The sequence below is a fragment of the Lunatimonas salinarum genome, assembly GCF_017811155.1.
In the GTDB taxonomy this organism is placed as follows: domain Bacteria; phylum Bacteroidota; class Bacteroidia; order Cytophagales; family Cyclobacteriaceae; genus Lunatimonas; species Lunatimonas salinarum.
Map to the genome: position 1 here is coordinate 124,128 of NZ_JACVCV010000011.1, position 16,663 is coordinate 140,790.

General features: G+C 46.0%; 18 protein-coding genes and 1 tRNA gene. 6 read left to right on the forward strand and 13 right to left on the reverse strand.

Features of this window, described 5'->3' with window-relative positions; genetic code table 11:
* Window positions 1-32 precede the first annotated feature (32 nt).
* The 6 genes from IAQ59_RS14520 to IAQ59_RS14545 form a co-directional block, all read right to left on the reverse strand.
* Window positions 33-584 carry an NUDIX hydrolase gene (locus IAQ59_RS14520; RefSeq protein WP_209331552.1) on the reverse strand — a complete coding sequence of 184 codons (552 nt, stop codon included), beginning with the start codon at window positions 582-584 and terminating at the stop codon, window positions 33-35.
* Between the two features lie 7 nt (window positions 585-591).
* Window positions 592-1,176, reverse strand: a complete 585-nt coding sequence (locus IAQ59_RS14525; RefSeq protein WP_209331553.1) for a hypothetical protein — start codon at window positions 1,174-1,176, stop codon at window positions 592-594.
* Complete coding sequence (locus IAQ59_RS14530; protein ID WP_209331634.1) at window positions 1,173-3,101, reverse strand: RecQ family ATP-dependent DNA helicase; 1,929 nt, start codon at window positions 3,099-3,101, stop codon at window positions 1,173-1,175. Before IAQ59_RS14530 ends, IAQ59_RS14525 begins: the two co-directional genes overlap by 4 nt.
* A gap of 94 nt (window positions 3,102-3,195) precedes the next feature.
* Entirely contained in the window at window positions 3,196-5,130 is a 1,935-nt protein-coding gene (locus IAQ59_RS14535; RefSeq protein ID WP_209331554.1) for a ComEC/Rec2 family competence protein, read from the reverse strand.
* Window positions 5,131-5,353: 223 nt separating this feature from the next.
* A complete protein-coding gene (locus IAQ59_RS14540; RefSeq protein WP_209331555.1) occupies window positions 5,354-5,803 on the reverse strand; it encodes a GNAT family N-acetyltransferase in 450 nt (149 codons plus the stop codon).
* Window positions 5,775-6,767 carry a PhoH family protein gene (locus IAQ59_RS14545; protein ID WP_209331556.1) on the reverse strand — a complete coding sequence of 331 codons (993 nt, stop codon included), beginning with the start codon at window positions 6,765-6,767 and terminating at the stop codon, window positions 5,775-5,777. Before IAQ59_RS14545 ends, IAQ59_RS14540 begins: the two co-directional genes overlap by 29 nt.
* A 105-nt stretch (window positions 6,768-6,872) precedes the next feature.
* Between IAQ59_RS14545 and IAQ59_RS14550 the strand changes: the two genes are divergently transcribed.
* From IAQ59_RS14550 to IAQ59_RS14565, 4 genes are all read left to right on the forward strand, one after another.
* Entirely contained in the window at window positions 6,873-7,643 is a 771-nt protein-coding gene (locus IAQ59_RS14550; RefSeq protein WP_209331557.1) for an SAM hydrolase/SAM-dependent halogenase family protein, read from the forward strand.
* 216 nt (window positions 7,644-7,859) lie between these two features.
* Window positions 7,860-7,943, forward strand: a tRNA-Leu gene (locus IAQ59_RS14555).
* 146 nt (window positions 7,944-8,089) lie between these two features.
* On the forward strand, window positions 8,090-8,230 hold the full coding sequence (locus IAQ59_RS22785; protein ID WP_425342612.1) for an Arm DNA-binding domain-containing protein: 141 nt from the start codon (window positions 8,090-8,092) through the stop codon (window positions 8,228-8,230).
* A 79-nt stretch (window positions 8,231-8,309) separates the two neighbouring features.
* Window positions 8,310-9,323 (forward strand): site-specific integrase, encoded by a 1,014-nt coding sequence (locus IAQ59_RS14565; protein ID WP_209331559.1) that lies wholly within the window; start codon window positions 8,310-8,312, stop codon window positions 9,321-9,323.
* A gap of 379 nt (window positions 9,324-9,702) precedes the next feature.
* Here the strand turns inward: IAQ59_RS14565 and IAQ59_RS14570 are convergent, their stop codons facing one another.
* From IAQ59_RS14570 to IAQ59_RS14580, 3 genes are all read right to left on the reverse strand, one after another.
* Window positions 9,703-9,984: a hypothetical protein gene (locus tag IAQ59_RS14570; protein ID WP_209331560.1), complete on the reverse strand. Its 282-nt coding sequence runs from the start codon at window positions 9,982-9,984 to the stop codon at window positions 9,703-9,705.
* A 122-nt stretch (window positions 9,985-10,106) separates the two neighbouring features.
* Window positions 10,107-11,102 (reverse strand): hypothetical protein, encoded by a 996-nt coding sequence (locus IAQ59_RS14575; protein ID WP_209331561.1) that lies wholly within the window; start codon window positions 11,100-11,102, stop codon window positions 10,107-10,109.
* A gap of 53 nt (window positions 11,103-11,155) precedes the next feature.
* Entirely contained in the window at window positions 11,156-11,323 is a 168-nt protein-coding gene (locus tag IAQ59_RS14580) for a hypothetical protein (RefSeq protein WP_209331639.1), read from the reverse strand.
* A gap of 639 nt (window positions 11,324-11,962) precedes the next feature.
* Here IAQ59_RS14580 and IAQ59_RS14590 point away from each other — a divergent pair.
* Window positions 11,963-12,187, forward strand: a complete 225-nt coding sequence (locus IAQ59_RS14590) for a CDGSH iron-sulfur domain-containing protein (protein ID WP_209331563.1) — start codon at window positions 11,963-11,965, stop codon at window positions 12,185-12,187.
* 43 nt (window positions 12,188-12,230) lie between these two features.
* On the opposite strand, the gene IAQ59_RS14595 is transcribed toward IAQ59_RS14590, so the two are convergent.
* Window positions 12,231-13,208, reverse strand: a complete 978-nt coding sequence (locus tag IAQ59_RS14595; RefSeq protein WP_245189615.1) for an alpha/beta hydrolase — start codon at window positions 13,206-13,208, stop codon at window positions 12,231-12,233.
* A gap of 132 nt (window positions 13,209-13,340) precedes the next feature.
* On the reverse strand, window positions 13,341-14,216 hold the full coding sequence (locus IAQ59_RS14600; protein WP_209331564.1) for an alpha/beta hydrolase: 876 nt from the start codon (window positions 14,214-14,216) through the stop codon (window positions 13,341-13,343).
* A 179-nt stretch (window positions 14,217-14,395) separates the two neighbouring features.
* Here IAQ59_RS14600 and IAQ59_RS14605 point away from each other — a divergent pair, with 179 nt between their 5' ends.
* Window positions 14,396-14,698, forward strand: coding sequence for a TIGR03643 family protein (locus IAQ59_RS14605; protein ID WP_209331565.1), 303 nt, complete (start codon window positions 14,396-14,398; stop codon window positions 14,696-14,698).
* Here the strand turns inward: IAQ59_RS14605 and IAQ59_RS14610 are convergent.
* Together IAQ59_RS14610 and IAQ59_RS14615 are read right to left on the reverse strand one after the other, a co-directional pair.
* Window positions 14,688-15,764, reverse strand: coding sequence for an agmatine deiminase family protein (locus IAQ59_RS14610; RefSeq protein ID WP_209331566.1), 1,077 nt, complete (start codon window positions 15,762-15,764; stop codon window positions 14,688-14,690). The genes IAQ59_RS14605 and IAQ59_RS14610 overlap by 11 nt on opposite strands.
* The gene (locus IAQ59_RS14615) at window positions 15,757-16,629 is read right to left on the reverse strand and encodes a carbon-nitrogen hydrolase (RefSeq protein WP_209331567.1); all 873 of its coding nucleotides are present in this window, start codon (window positions 16,627-16,629) and stop codon (window positions 15,757-15,759) included. The genes IAQ59_RS14610 and IAQ59_RS14615 overlap by 8 nt, the downstream gene beginning before the upstream one ends.
* Between the last annotated feature and the right edge of the window lie 34 nt (window positions 16,630-16,663).

A 16,663-nucleotide genomic window follows, 5' to 3' on the forward strand; every position in this document is an offset into this window, starting at 1 on the left:
CCCCCCAGTTTGGAGGGTGTCGCCCTCAGAAACTACATGATTATTTCCGAACGACTTGTTTTATCCAGCATACGAAGGATGGACAGATTTCCATTGACAAACGTTTCCACCATGTCAAATCCCACCCAAGCGAGTTCTTTGCTCTCTTTGCTGAGAATAAGTGGTTCATCCATCTCCGCTTCAATCAAAAACCGGACGTCGTAGTGAAAGTGCTCTGCCACGTCTCCCCTTGCAGGAATCAGATGCCTGTCTATATCGAAGATGGTCCGATCCACCAAGCGGAGAGAAGTCAAACCGCTTTCCTCTCTCGCCTCGGTAAGGCTTACCTCCAAAAGATTATCGTTTCCATCAGCATGCCCCCCCAACTGAAGCCATTTATTCAGCTTTTTATGAAGGGTGAGCAGGGTGTGCGTGCGGGTTTTGTTTACAATCCATGCGGAAGCTGTGAAATGTCCCGCTGTCCGTTCTCTGCTGAAAGCCAATGGATGATCCACGAGATCAAGAAAATCGCGAACGAAATGCTGCTCCTCCTCAAAGACCGTTTTATAATGCTCCAGTAAAAACTTCAATTGGCTTCTGTTCATAACTGACTTATCGTTTAAATACCCTTTCAATAAACTCGCTGAAAGGTTTTGCAGGCAAGTACATCCGGTCGGAATATACCGTTACCAATAGTTTCAAGAAACTGGGCTTATTGTCAAGGGAAACCTTTTCGATACTTACGTTACCAAAAAGCTGATCGATAGGCTGATTCGGCATGGCAGAGGAAAACGGGGGCTTGTAGTACAACTTTTCTGTCATGCGAACCCGATCCGCCAATTCCTCCATTTTTCGGTCCAAACTTACCCGATGATATCCCAAAGCTAACAAACGGTCGCCAAAAGCAAAGAATAAATGCTGAAAATCGACAGGAGTCAAAGGCTTTTCATAGCTTATCGCCAATCCATTGGCATAAGGGCTATTCAACACATGTACTTCGGGCTTCTTGTTGATCCCGATTGTTTTCAGGTGGTAGTTATTGTAAATCAAACTTAATACGCCTTCGCCTTCGTCAGAATCCATCCAAGCCAACGTCTCTGATGCTTCCTCCCGGGACTCCAGAAAATTCTCTTTATGGGATAGCTTCTTACTCCTTGTGGGAAAAAGCTTCCCTAACAGGTCGTCAATGTAGGTCATTCCATTTTAAGTTTAATCCTGCCGTCCGCCGTTGTTGTAATGACTTCTTCATCCTCCATCATACGTACAATTTCGGCCGCTTCCAAACTATCGTTGTAGCCAGCTTCCGCCAGGAGCTTCCTGAGAGAAAACGCTTTACCCCCGGACAATGTTATCAGAATCTTTTCCCGGATACCTTCTTCGCTACCTACGTCCAGTGTCAACTTCTTCCTATTCAGGCATACATCGCAAATCCCGCAAACCTCGTCCGTATGCTCTCCAAAATAGTCCAGCAACACCAGCGTGCGACAAAGTTGCTTATTTTCTGCGTAGGCCGCCATAGATCGTGCCTTTCGGACAGCCAAATCGCGGCGATGACCAATCCTCTTTTGGTTTAACGGCAGCTTCCCTGCGTCAAAACGTGGAGTCAAAAAGGTGACTTGTGGTTGATCCCTTCGAGGATTATATGCCAAAACCTCCAACGAGTCCAGCTTCTGAAGCATTTTCTCTATCTGTGTCTCTGACAATCCCAGCGCCTTGGCCAATCTCCCCTCCTGCACTTTGACATAGCCGGAAAACAATTCGCCTCCATACATCCTCAGCAATAACTTCACTAATGGATCCAAACTAGCATAGCGGACCTGTACTTCGTAAAGCTGCGACTGTGAAACAGGGATGTGTATGGTAGAGGGTACCAGCAGTCCTTCACTAAGCAAGAGTAGCGATTCCTCCTGCATCACCTTTAGCGCATTGTACGTGAGCAATGCATCCAACTGGTAAGTCTGGGTAAAGGAATGCAAATCAAAATCAAAGCTACTCATCTCACTGCTGCCCACGGCTATCCGATAATGATTTGCGAGACTTTGATATACCTTTCGGATAAACTCCAAAGACGGATAGGTCTGTGCGGCGCGTTCCTGAAGCTGTGCGATATCATGTAGGCTGTAATACAAAACAGCAAATGCCTTAAACCCATCACGGCCCGCCCGTCCGGCCTCTTGGTAATAGTTTTCCAGATTTTCCGGCAGATCCAAATGAATTACTACACGAACGTCTGGTTTATCAATACCCATTCCAAAAGCATTTGTTGCCACCATCACCCGTACCTTCCCGTTGATCCAAGCTACCTGTCGGACAGAACGCTCCTCGCTATTGAGTCCCGCATGGTAGTAAGTAGCGGAAATACCCAGACGGTTGAGCTGATCAGACATTTCCTTGGTGCCTTTTCGATTTCTAACATACAAGATTGCAGATCCTTGCACCTTCTTGAGTACCTCCCAGGCCTTTTCAAATTTATTTTCGGCTTCTCTTGCCACAAAAGAAATATTTCGGCGCTTTGCGGACTGCGCAAATACTGCGCAGTCCTTCAACTCAAGCTTATCAATAATATCTTTCTGCACATCTAAGGTAGCAGAGGCTGTCAGGGCGATAAACGGAACCTGTGGGTGAATTTCCCTAAGTGCTGCTATCTCAAGATAGGGCGGTCGGAAATCATACCCCCATTGGGAAATGCAGTGTGCCTCATCTACAGCGATCATGGAAACCTTCATTTGCCTGAACCGCTCCAAAAAAAGATCCGTTTTTAGCCGCTCGGGGGAAACGTACAAAAACTTTACTTCCCCATAGATGCAATTGTCCAAAAGGACATCAATTTCCCTCGGCCGCATCCCCGAATACACCGCCACAGCCTTGACACCCTTCTTCTTTAGGTTATCCACCTGATCTTTCATCAGCGCTATCAGCGGACTTACTACCAAGCAAATCCCCTCATGCATAAGTGCTGGAACCTGAAAACAAAGCGATTTACCTCCTCCCGTAGGAAGAATCGCAAAGGTATCCCTACCTCCCGCCACAGAAAGCACGATTTCCTCCTGTAATGGACGAAAATCCGAAAATCCAAAGATGGATTTTAAAACCTGTAATGCTGTTTCCTTTGACGCAGCCATGGAATCATCTTTCGGCACGAAGGGTCCACTTGGATCACCCCCTTCAGCCCGTCCTTTTTTGTTGAAGATAAGCTACTCTTAGCCGGCTGGCAAGTTAATCGAAAAAATCCTTTTGGCTTCCAGAGATATTAACTTGAGGATGAGTATGTGGCAAACCATCTAACCCAAACCCTTTTTCTACCGTAAGAAGTTCCCCTCGGTCTGTATCCAGAAAAAACAGATCACCCTTGGGAGATACCAAAAAGGTCTCTCCCTTCACCTCAAATCCATGAAGCTGCAGCGGATCGAAAGTACCCCGTCGAATCCGATTGGGCAGTACCTTGTACCGGAACTCCTCCTCCGTCACCTCTTTCTGAAAGCTATAGAGCATACCCCGATAATACCAATCTACTAAAGTTCCTTTAGATAGGCGGTACACCACCCAATCCTCAGCGTAGTACCCACGGGCAAAAACCCAGAATTGATAGCATACCAATAAGAACAGGGTCGCCATCGTCAATCGGTAAGCTACCTTAGCCCTATCCGAAACCCACCAAAACAGCATGGCAAGCAGCACCCATACCAAGGCCATTTCGACCAAGTCCAAGTAAAGGTGGTCGAGTTTTGCATTTGGGAGGTATTGAACACTGTAAATCAAAGCATTGAATAGATACACTGCCCATTCCAGCAGCTTTCCCAGCCAAATCCCAAGAAAAGGAATGAAGGAAAAGAGCAAGAACGGAATTCCCAGCGCCATAATGGCAAAGGCCCCCGGAATTGCGATAAGATTCGACAGCAAAAAGTAGGTGGGGAAGCTATGGAAATAGTGGAGTGTAAGGGGAAAAGTAGCTAGCTGGGCGGCTATACTTACGCTTACAATTTGCCAAAAATAATCCACTATTTTTGAACCCGGAGTCCACCATCCGACGATTACAGGCTGAAAAAGCAAGATTCCCAACAATGCGGCATAGGACAGCTGAAAGCCTACAGCATAAAAAATAAAGGGGTCATAAAGCACCAACATCAAGGCTGAAAGGGCTAATGGGTTGAAGATTGATGGGCTTCGGGATTTTATCTGTGCCATAGCTACAAAAGTAAGCATGGTAGCCGCCCGCATGACTGAAGGTGACATCCCGGTAATCATCGCATAAACCCATATGATGCAGATAACCACGGATAGCAGAAACACCCTCCGTAAAAAAGTAAGCCGTTGAGGTTTCCAGAAGAGAAAGAAAAATCCATAAACGATCCCTACATGTAGCCCCGAAACTGCCAGGACATGCATTGCGCCGGCAGTAGCATAAGCTTCTTTCATATCCGAATCCATGGTGTCTTTCTGACCCAGTAGCAGTGCTTTGGCAATCTGCCTTGCCTCTGTACGCTGAAGGTATAGATCCATTCGCTGTGCTAGCCGATCCCTAAGCACCACCATCCGCTTAAACAACCCGAGAGGCTGCCTTTCTGTTAAAATTTGTACAGGCTTGTTTATAAAATGACGATGGTAGACCTGTTGTCGTTCCATAAATTTTTGGTAGTCAAATTCACCGGGATTTTCAGGAGGTGCTATCCGCCTGGGTGTACCTTGTATGTAAACGACATCCCCTGGCATCAAAGCAACTTCACCTACATGATAAATCAACACAACTCCGCTTACAGCGTGAAACGCACCCTCGCACCTTACCGCTACTACCTCCACCCGATTCGCTACCCACTTGGCTTTGGGTTCATCTATTTCCATCACCGTGGCCACATATCCATTTATCTCGCCTTGAAAAAGGAGGTGGGAGGGATCATTTCTAACATCCTTTTGATGTGCAAATGCAACGCCTGCTAACATCAGTATTCCATAAGCGGTGATCGGTAATAAATCGATATAAAAGTAAGTCCGAAAACGAAGATCGGAATACAATAAACCAGCATACACTACCAACAAAAAAAATGTGCCGCCTATCCACCCGTATCCCGACAAAAAAAACGTGCTTGGGTACAACCATACCCCTACAAAGAAAAAAAACACATACCGTAAAAAGGGAAACTGATTAAACGGCATAACCTACACATTTTCCACAATATACGAACAATGACGAATCCCATCAAGCTTATCTTCTGTCAGTCAACAAAAAAACTCAATGATAAAAAAGCACAAGCATTTCGTTCGCTTTCCATTAATAAATACCCTGGAAGTACAGGAATACCGACCAATCCCGGAAATGCCCCAAAAAGTAAAGTTTGGACTTACTCTCGCCTATAAAAAATGTGGGCGCTACATCACATTATTTCGAAGACGGAGGATCTAGTTTCATCTTGTAATGAAGGATGCTACATTCTTCAAATTTATCCCCCACCTTTTCAAACCCAAATTTTTCATATAAACCCATGGCTGTTATCTGGGCATGAAGGTAGCGAATCCTACCTTCCGCCGCGGGATTTTGATCAATATCGCCCAAAACCGCCTTTAACAAAGCTTGGCCAACTCCACGGCTTCGATATAATTTGAGTACTGCGAACCGTTCCAATTTCACGCCTTTATCCGTAAAACGCCACCTAGCAGTCGCAACGGGGACGTCGTCGTATTTGGCCAGAAAATGGGTAGACCGCTCCTCGTATTCATCATATTCTTCTTCAGGAGCTACGTGCTGCTCAATCACAAAAACTTCCTCACGAATCCTAAAAAGCACTTCAAGCTCGTCGGGGTTATTGACTTTGTTTACTTCTATCGCCATAGAACCTCTCCTTTTCTTCAATGCTTTCGTGTTTCTCGTAAGCGTCTATTATGGATTTGACCAAACGGTGCCTGACAACATCCTTCCCGGTCAACTGAACAACTCCGATCCCCTTCACCTCCTTGAGGATTTTTAGTGACTCGGAAAGCCCGGATTTTTGACGCCGGGGCAAATCTACTTGAGATTGGTCTCCGGTAATGATGACTTTGGAGTTCGGTCCCATTCTTGTTAGGAACATTTTTATCTGCTCGCTCGTGGTGTTTTGGGCTTCATCCAACAAGATAAATGCATCGTGCAGGGTTCTACCCCGCATATAGGCAAGAGGTGCAATTTCAATCACGCGGGTTTCTTGATAAAATTTCAGCTTCTCAGATGGCACCATGTCGCCTAATGCGTCATAGATCGGCCTAAGGTAAGGATCCAGCTTTTCCTGGAGATCACCCGGCAAAAACCCCAGATTTTCACCTGCCTCAACTGCAGGACGGGTAATAATGATTCGCTTTACCTCCCTGTTTTTAAGCGCCCTCACGGCAAGTGCCACAGCGATGTAGGTCTTCCCACTGCCCGCAGGGCCCAGAGCAAATACAAGGTCATTCTTAAACGATGCTTCCACCAACTTCTTCTGATTGGGCGACTTAGGCTTAATAACCAACCCCTTATTCCCATAAAGAATCGTTTCGTTCTTGCCCTGCATTTGGTCGACAGGGGTATTTTCCAAGGAAATATAATCCCGCACGTTTTCCGGAGTCACCCGCCCAAATCGGTTTAAATGCTCCAACAGCATGTTGAGAATATCGTTGATACGGAGTATTTCCGGCGCTTGCCCCTTTATGCGGATTTCATTTCCTCTTGATATGATCTTACTTTCGGGAAATGCCGAGGCAATTTGCCGTATGTTCTCATTGTCAGACCCCAAAAACTCCAACAAAGAGACATTTTCCAGTGTAATTACTTTTTCTACCAATCCTGATTTCTTCTATTTTCGCTCAGCCTATTCTAACAAGGATAAAATTCCTATTTTTGTTTAGCACATGATACAAAAGTAACAATTTTTAAATGATTTGCTTCTATGGCATTAATAACATTCACTTCCGACTTTGGATTGGAGGACTACTACGTTCCTGCGGTCAAAGCGAAGATGCTTTCCATAAACCCACAACTCATCATCGTGGATATCACCCATCAGTTGGGCTTATATGATATTGCCCACGCTTCTTTTGTGTTGCGCGCCGTTTACAACGATTTCCCAAAGGGATCTGTTCACTTGGTGGCACTTAACAGCACGAGTGCACAAGCGGACGGATTTATTGGTATCAAACTCAATGAGCACGTATTCATTGGGCCCAATAACGGCGTGCTGAGCATGCTTGCTGACCATGACCCAGGGATCATCGTAAAGTTCTCCAGCGCCCACTTGCGAGACAGCACCTTTCCCGCCAAGGACATTTTGGCCCCCATTGCCGCAAAGGTAGCAAGTGGTGCAGCCATACACGATTTCGGAGGTCCTTTGCAATCCATCCGCAAGGTAATATCCCGTCAGTTCAAGGCCAGTAAAAAGGAAATTATCGGGTATGTGGTGCGAGTAGACCATTACGGAAACCTGATTACCAACATACCTAGGGAGGTTTTCGAGAAATTGAACCCGGGACGTTTCACCATTGAGTTTAGTAGAGAAACCTTGGAAACCCTACAACATAGTTACCACGAAGTAGAGCCCGGAGATTGCTTTGCTTTGTTCAATAGTTTGGGCCTGTTGGAAATAGGGATCAATCATGGCCACGGTGCTGATCTATTAGGCATGAGGTACGACAGTCCGGTTTATATACAGTTCGAACACTAACAAACTGACTGGCAAATAGATCGCCAAAAAACACCCCACAACCAAAAAAAATATTTTGGCACCGCCCCTTAATTTGTTGTGTAGAATAAAATCTTTAGCCATATTTGCATCCCGTTCAGCAAGGAACGGAAAAGAAAGTGATGTCTGTGGTGATAAACTAATCTACGAGGATCAAAAACAATGTTAGTCGCAGCGTATCCCCTTTCTATTGTACCTGCCCAGGTGGCGGAATTGGTAGACGCGTTGGTCTCAAACACCAATGAGGTTACACTCGTGCCGGTTCGACTCCGGCCCTGGGTACAAATTTGGCCAAAAACGGCCTTTAAGACACATTGGAGGGGGTTTTCTCCGTTACACAAATTTCACACAACCTGCCTCCAGAAGCCCAGAAACGGGGTTCACGAAAACGCATTTCACATTTTTTTCACACGGAAAGATGTAGAGGTATGCGTGCTAGTGCCCTATGTCGAATCCGTAAAGACCGGATGAATCGATCCGGAGAAGCGCCCGTATATCTCCAGATAATCGTCAATTCCGAAAGGCTCCAGATACCCTTAAAAGTGTCCTGGCCAGTGGTTTTTTTTTGACGCTAAAGCCGGTATTTTCCTTGAACGATACAAGGGGGATACCCAAGCCCATGACTTCAATTTGCTGGCCCAAATGCAGATGGCGAAAGCCAACGAAATCTTCATTTATTACCGCCATAATGACCAAGAATTGACTGCTGCATCTTTTCGGAAAGAATTCAGTAGATTTGGCGCAAGAACGAATTTTTTGCAGTGGTCGCACCTTGAAATCGAAGAAAGGTACCAGGCCAACCGAATCCAGCTCCAGACCCGAAAAAACTCCCTGGCGAGCATCAACAAAATCCGGCAGTGGAGAGAAGAAATAAAATTTTCGGAGCTGAACGGCGAGCTGATGAAGGACCTCCAGGCCTGGTTAAAAAACAACCAGGGAATGAAGGTCAATTCGGTAGGTGGAATCCTGAAAACGGTGAAGGTGTATGCCAAGGCCGCGCACGAGCAGGGGCTCGCCATTGACATTGACAGCATTTCGAAGTTTAAGCTTCCACAATCCAAAGGGAGGATCACCTACCTAAAACCGGAGGAATTGACTAAACTCCATCACTACTACGTGAGCGAGGAAATTTCAGAAACCCATAAGCGCGTATTGGGCCAGTTTCTGTTTTCCACCATGACAGGTCTCCGGTTTAGCGATATCGAGCGGGTCGACTGGAAAAATATTGACGACGACACCTTGGATTTTGAACCCTTTAAAACCCGAAGTATTGAAAAACGGATCAAAATACCGCTAGTTGAATCCGCTTTCTACCTGATACAAACCAAGAAGGGTAAGCTATTCGAAACGATGGCCCTACAAGCGACAAACCGGGTGCTAAAAGATATTGCCATCAAATGCAATATCCGGAAAAACCTCACAACACATTTAGCGAGACATACATTTGCTACGGAGTTTCTACGCAGAGGGGGAGCAATCGAAGTCCTGAAAGAACTCATGGGACATACAAAGATCGAGACCACGATGATCTATACCCACGTGGATGAGGAGCGAAAGCGCCAACAGATGGGCTTGATGGAGTACTCCATCTTCAAAAACAATTTGCCTTCCGGAGGGATGAAGTTAGGACAAACTCAAAATCCACAAAACCGCCTGATATAGCGCTGGACTGTTAATTTGATTAGACCCAAAATATTCGAATCTTAAATAACCTGTATCATTCAAATTGAACGGCGTGCCGTTGACTCCAGTAGCTCCGTTTATTCGATTACGGGCCAGGCTGAACTTCTCCCTGAATGGTCGTATCCAAGGCCTTTTAGTGTGTTTGGACTTCCCGGCGTTTTATTTAGGCACTTCAATATGTCCGGAATACCGGACCTGAGCAGGATCCAGTTTAGTGAGCCATGGTATGGTGGCACGCTATAAAAATTCCGGCCAAAGCTGTCCTTACTTTGGCATCCGATCGAAATCCCATACCTGAAAAAGCCCAAAGGATCATACATCAGGTAACTGCTTTAATCTAGTGCGGGTGCGTCTTGGATCATTGCAGTTTCAGGAGTTTGCCGTTAAAGGTCATCAGGGTGGGAATGTAAAACCGCCGCTGTTCCAGCGTGTCCAGGTCGGTATAGAGTTCCAGTAGGTCGCCATTCTCCACTGGATGGTCTATGGCTCTGACCCGAAGGCGAGCCCGGCGCACTTCTACGATGCCGTGCGTCTCCTGCTTGGATTCGGAATACGACGTAAAGGAAAAGGAAACTTCCTCCCCACTGGCAGATAGCCTGCGCATCTCCGCAACGGCCTTGTAAACGGTCAATTCACCCATGCGACTAAGTTCGCACGGGGATGGGAGGGGGAAAAGGACAGAGAAAAACATTTTTGGTTCAGCCACAAAAAATCCTTAAAAATAAAAAATTGAAGTTCTTTGGCTTAAAATTAATGATAAAACTATTTTTTAGATGTTTTTCCCCGCGCATCCGTTCTATTTGCTTTCAAGTAATGAAGAATATAGTAACCTAGGTCTGTTAAACCCACATATTCTTGGTCTTTTACTGCCGTAGACCAAATTATCCCGTTAGCATTTAAAACGCGCAATTCACTCAAATTCGGGGCCACCCCACCCACCTTTCTATTTGAATATGCGTCAAGTATTGCAATTAATCTAGAATTTAATATGTCGACCTTTGCTAGTACTTCATCAACTTCACCATAAGGCTTCATGACAAATCGGGAATCCCCCATGGTTTTTGATAAAAAAACTGATTTGTACTTCCTGTCAACAAGTTCGAAACCACGGCCTGATTCAATCAATAATTCATCTGGTAACTGCATGACAAATTGCTGCATTTCTACAATTTGAGTTCCAATCCTTGACCTATCTATGGCTTGATACTCTTTTATTCTTTCAATTTCTGATTTGGCGTTATTATAATTGTCGATTAATTCATTACTTTCATAATACTGCTTTTTATAAGCATCTATCGTTTTACCCAATTCAATTTTTTCCTGCTCAAGATCTTCAATTTTCCTCCGTAACTCATTAATATCTTTATTTTCAGCCTTTAACAATTGAAGTTTTCTTTCTTCTTTTTCTAACTCAATTCTTTTTTGATACGAACCAATTTTATAATTCATTTGGTCCGTCCAATTCTCTAAATTTATATCATGCAATGACATAAAGAGAAGCTTTTTTAATAAAGGAAGGCCAAACACATAGCAAAAGCCAAATAACAGAGGCAGCCAAATATTAAAAATAGGATCTATGTGGTAAAAACGTATCACAGCAATGCGTTCCTCAATAGACTTTTGAGAAAAAAATAAAATAAGTATTATCTGCCAATTAAGTAAACTCCAGGAAATCAGCACCGAACTAAAAACAGGAAACTTCAATCTCTCTACAGATGTAAAAATGACTTCCTTTAAAAAAGCTAGCAAATCTTTCATATGATTCCTCAATTTGTGCCCAATTTATAAAGATAAAAAAAGTATTGTGTATTTTACCCCCTCACACTCGCATCCCCCTCTTCCGGTTTCCTAGCGCCACGCACATGCCGTATCCAGACCTTTCGCATCATCAGGTACTTAAAAATATCGGCGGCATTCGTGCTTTCCAGCGGTAGCCGGTGGATGGGCAGCTTTTCGGGTGTTTTATCCCTAGCGAGCATCAACAAAATCCGGCAGTGGAGAGAAGAAATAAAATTTTCGGAGCCGAACGGCGAGCTGATGAAGGACCTCCAGGCCTGGTTAAAAAACAACCAGGGAATGAAGGTCAATTCGGTAGGTGGAATCCTGAAAACGGTGAAGGTGTATGCCAAGGCCGCGCACGAACAGGAAAATTGACAACATCCCATCCCATGGAACGACTCTCTGATTCAACCTATCTTTACGGATGTCATGGTCAATGAGCCTCCCACCGGCAAATCGTTGAAAAACTTCACGGGTTCCTCTCCCTCCCACAGCGCCAACGTGTAAAGTAAAGGCAAATAGTGCTTTTGGAAATCCCCCAAAGTCGTAAATATTCCTCGGCGATTCCATCGCGGTAACTTAAGTACCCTGAGTTTCCCTATGAGCCGAAATGCAAAGTATGGCATATGGCCTTGGAATACCTCTGACTATTTGCCATTTGTCAACGTGTGCATCTCACAAGGGCTCTTGACCTTACGGAACCGAAACGGCAATTACCCTATTCAGATTCCGTAATGGCCGCTAGCTAGCCAACTAGGCTGCATAAATTTTTCAAAATAAATTATTTTTTCAAAGGCTGGTTTTTCCTAGCTTGCATTAAAATAAAAACAACGAAAACCATGGCATCAACCAAAATTACTGTAAACGCTAACGGCTCTTTAAAAATTGATGGAGACTTTGAAATAGTTGATTCAAAAGGCAACATCTACGGCTTACAGGGTAGAACAGTCGTGGGACTTTGTCGTTGCGGCCTCTCGAATAACAAACCATTTTGTGACGGATCCCATCGAGGACATTTGGAACATGAGGCTATAGCGTTTGACCTACCGCCCAAAAAGGCCTAGTACACAAATTGGACATGAAGTGAGCGCGTAAACAAAATAAACGCTACTTTAGATACTCCTCCAAAAAGCGGTCTATGTAATATTGACAATAGGCGTTAACTTTTTTTGAAAGATCCATGGTATGCGGCCACCCATGGAGCCGGTGATAATCATAGGGTACCCCCGCGTCCGCCAACCACCTCGCTAAAGAATCTGCTTGAGATACGGGAACGACGGAATCTATCGTGCCGTGGAAAATCAGGGTTGGCGGCAAGCCAGGGCGAATGTAAAACCGAGGCGAAACTTGCCGGTAAAGATCCGGTTGCTCCTCGTAGGTGGCCCCCAAAAAAGAGATGGGTTCTCCCCTCCCTCTAGCCTCTTCGGTAGTCAGATCCGTGGGGCCGTAGAGATTGACCACCGCCTGAACCTCACTGCTTACCGATCCAACCTCGCACTCCGGCTCAAAAAGGCCCTCCCCACCCGCATAGCCAACCATCATCGAAAGGTGCCCTCCCGCTGAGCCTCCTATCAGCACCATGCGGTCCGGATCTATCCCAAACTCATCCGCATGGACCTTCAGCCATCGTACCGCGCAGTTCACATCCCTCACGGCGGCGGGAAACTTGGCTACTCGGGAAAGCCTATAGGAAACCGTGGCCGTCACATACCCTTTTTTCGCATAATCAATCAGATAGGGCAGGTAATCCGATCGCTTTCCTGTCTTCCAAGCCCCACCGTGGATAAACACTAGCGTGGGTTTTCGCTCATCTCCCTGATCCCGCAGCCTATACACATCCAAGGCCAGCTCGACACTGTCTATCCTTTTGTATACTTGGTCCGAAAACACCTCTACATCCGCGGGTATCTCTGGATTTCTATCAATCAACCGCAGCGCACCCACACCGTAGGCCAGCTTCATCATGGTCTCACTCCAATATCCTCCGGGCGCCTTGAGTTCACGTCCGTTGCGTGGAGTGGATACACAACCTAAAAGGAGTACAAAAACCCCTACCGGAACCATTCGAAAATTTCTTAGCTTCATTCGGTTTAGCGCTGGATGTTTAATCTATTCAATGTCATATTTCAATGGTCAAATACGATCCTGTACAAAAGGCAACAGGCCAGCCGGCATTTCTCCAGTTGGGCGTGGAACCTCACTTATCACAAAACCGCTTCACGGTATGGTCTTTGCATCATCCCCAATCTCATGGATAAATCCCAACACCCACCGATAGGCTCGCGAGGGTGTGTATAGAAATTGAAGGATCATGGGAATGTGTTTTTTGCGCTTTTGAAGGTAATAGCGAGGTATCGGTTCGTAAGGCCGATGGGCCTCTATGAAACGCTCGGAGCCATGGAGAATACTGGGTTCCGTACGCCCACCCACCATAATCATCATGGGAGGCATCCCTTCGTGAAGGTGATACATAGGAGAAGTATCCTTCCATACTTGAGGGTCATCGGTAAAGGAACGGTTATGGGAGGTTCCAGGAGCATTGTTTGCCTCTACCAAATACGTGTACATATCCAATCCCGCTGGATCAATGAGCACTGCGCCACGAATGGGGTTTTGCGCCACACCTACCGAATCAAAATATTCGTCCCGAACGCTAATCAGTGCGGCCAAATGACCTCCCGCAGAATGGCCGGATACAAAAATCCGATCGGGATCGCCTCCATATTCCCCAATATGGGTACGCACCCAATCCACCGCCTTTGCCGAAGCCTTTCCCATGGCTTGAACCTTGTAGGTAGGGCTCAGTGGATAGTCTATAACCACGGTGACCAACCCCTTTCTCGCAAGCCGTTTTCCCAAAGGGATGTATTTTTCCTTATTGCCCGACCGCCAGCTCCCTCCGTGTATAAATACAAACACCGGATACGTTTCATGCTGCTTTTTCGGCGCAAAGACCGTTAGCCTTTTCTCCGGCAAATCCCCCAAAAACCCGTCCTCCATGTAAGTGATATCCGGATAGATTTGAATAGATCGAAACGAGCACCCGCCAAGAGCTAATGCCGCAAGGAAGGAAGCAGCTAAAAACAAGCGCATAACAAATCGGTTGAACTACAATAATACGAATTTGAAGGGGTTTTGTACTATTACAGCTCCACCGAATCTTGATAGATAAGCGTATCCGCCAAAAAAGAAATACTCAAGACATTTTGTGTCGCGTATAGGCTACGGATACAAAGCAAACAATTTGGTTACTTGCTGGTTTAAGTGAGACAATGAAAAAATCAGAAATTCTTCACCTAACTACAGAAGAGCGAGATCGAATCGTAGAGATGGCATGGGAAGATCGCACACCCTTTGAGGCTATTCTCCAGCAATTTGGTCTGAACGAGCAGGCGGTCATCCGACTCATGCGGATTGAACTGCTGGAAGGGTCCTTTAGGCGATGGCGTAAACGAGTGCAGGGCAGAAAAACCAAACACCTCATCAGTGCTCCATCGGGCATGAATCGCTTTCACTGTTCGAGACAGCGATCAGTAAGTCACAATGGTATCAGCAAAAGGCGCACTAAACCATAGGCTCTTGTTGACTGAGGCAATGGAAGGATCCCAAACCCCAGATAATATCCAGCGAATCCACGCCCACCACTTTTCGATCGGGAAAGCAATCTTGAATGATTTCCAGGGCTCTATCGTCATTTTTATCCCGAAAAGTAGGCACCACCACACAGGCATTGGCGATATAGAAGTTCGCATAACTGGCGGGTAACCGTGTTCCCTCGTAAACCACAGGGGAAGGCATGGGAAGCTCAACGATAGAAAGGGGGCTTCCATCCGTCAGCCGAAAGGACTCTAACAGCTTCAAATTCTCACGAAGGGGATGGAAGTTACTGTCCCGCTTGTTTTCCTCTACCACGGTAACCACTGTACGTTCACTTACAAACCGGGTAATGTCATCCACGTGCCCATCGGTATCGTCTCCTTCAATCCCATCTCCTAACCAAAGAATCTGCTTCACGCCGTAGTATCTATACAAATACTCCTCGATTTGGGATTGGTTCAGATGAGGATTACGGTTTGGGTTCAGTAAACAGGAAGTGGTGGTAAGCAACGTTCCAGTTCCATTAAAGTCCACCGAACCTCCCTCCATCACAATACCGGGATGGTAGCAAGGCAATTGCAGGTAGTCAGCCACCCGCTGGGGTATCTGGTTGTCTAGGTCATACGGCGGATATTTATCTCCCCAAGCATTGTAATTCCAGTTGACTACCACTTTCTTAGCAGCTGCCTTCGGATTAATCAAAAAGGCAGGGCCATGGTCTCTGCACCAAGCGTCGTTGGTCGGAAAATGATGGAATATAATCCTTTCCAGATCAACCTGTCCCTTTATCAAATGTGACTTGGCAAAATCCTCCATTGACTGGTCCTTCACCATTAACTGCACCTCTTCTCCCTCCGTCACATAGCGAATAAATTGGACGTAAGGATCATAAACAGTGTGAATTTTTCCGGGCCAAGAAGCTTCCTTATGGGGCCAGCTTAACCAGGTGGCTTGATGAGGTGCAAACTCAGCCGGAAAATAATATCCCTTATCAGCCGGAAACTCCATCGTTCCAACTCGACCCTGCTGCCAATCGCTACTCATCCAAATACCGGTTTAATATGGGGTTATAACTATCGATCCGCCGGTCTCGCAAAAAGGGCCAATGCGTACGGTACCGATCCGAACCTTCTAAGGATATCTCCACCACTTGCGACGTCTCGGCTTCATGGTCTGCCTGAAATTCCACTCTACCGAACGCATTACTGACGAAAGATCCTCCCCAAAATTTCATATCGCCTTCAATCCCTACCCTATTGACCGAGACCACCGGCACACCGTTGGCTACCGAATGGGATCGTTGGATGGTCTGCCAGGCTTGATACTGATCCTGGTTTGTCTGGGAATCCTGATCCTTGTGCCATCCAATAGCTGTAGGGTAAAAAAGAATATCCGCCCCCATCAACGAGGTAATTCGGGCCGCCTCAGGGTACCACTGATCCCAACAGATCAGTACGCCTAGTTTTCCGAATTTGGTAGCAAAAACCTTGTAACCCAAATCGCCCGGAGTAAAATAAAATTTCTCGTAGTAACCCGGATCATCGGGTATATGCATTTTTCGGTATTTACCTAAATACGCTCCATCAGCATCCAATACCGCAGTGGTATTGTGGTAGAGCCCCTCGGCTCGCTTTTCAAACAGAGAGGCCACGATAACTACTCCCAATTCCTTTGCCAACTCGGCCAACGTATCCGTTGAAGGTCCTGGGATGGGTTCGGCAAGCTTAAAGTTCGAATAGTCCTCCACATCACAAAAGTAAAGGGAGCGAAACAATTCTTGTAAACAAACTATCTGCGCACCATCCTGCGCCAACTTCCGAATGCCCTCTACGGTCTTCCGCATATTGTGAGCGGGATCTGCACAACAAGCCAATTGCAGCAGTCCTACGCGTACAGATTTCGATTTCATATGTCTATAGTTAGTTATCTAGTGTTCACTGCTT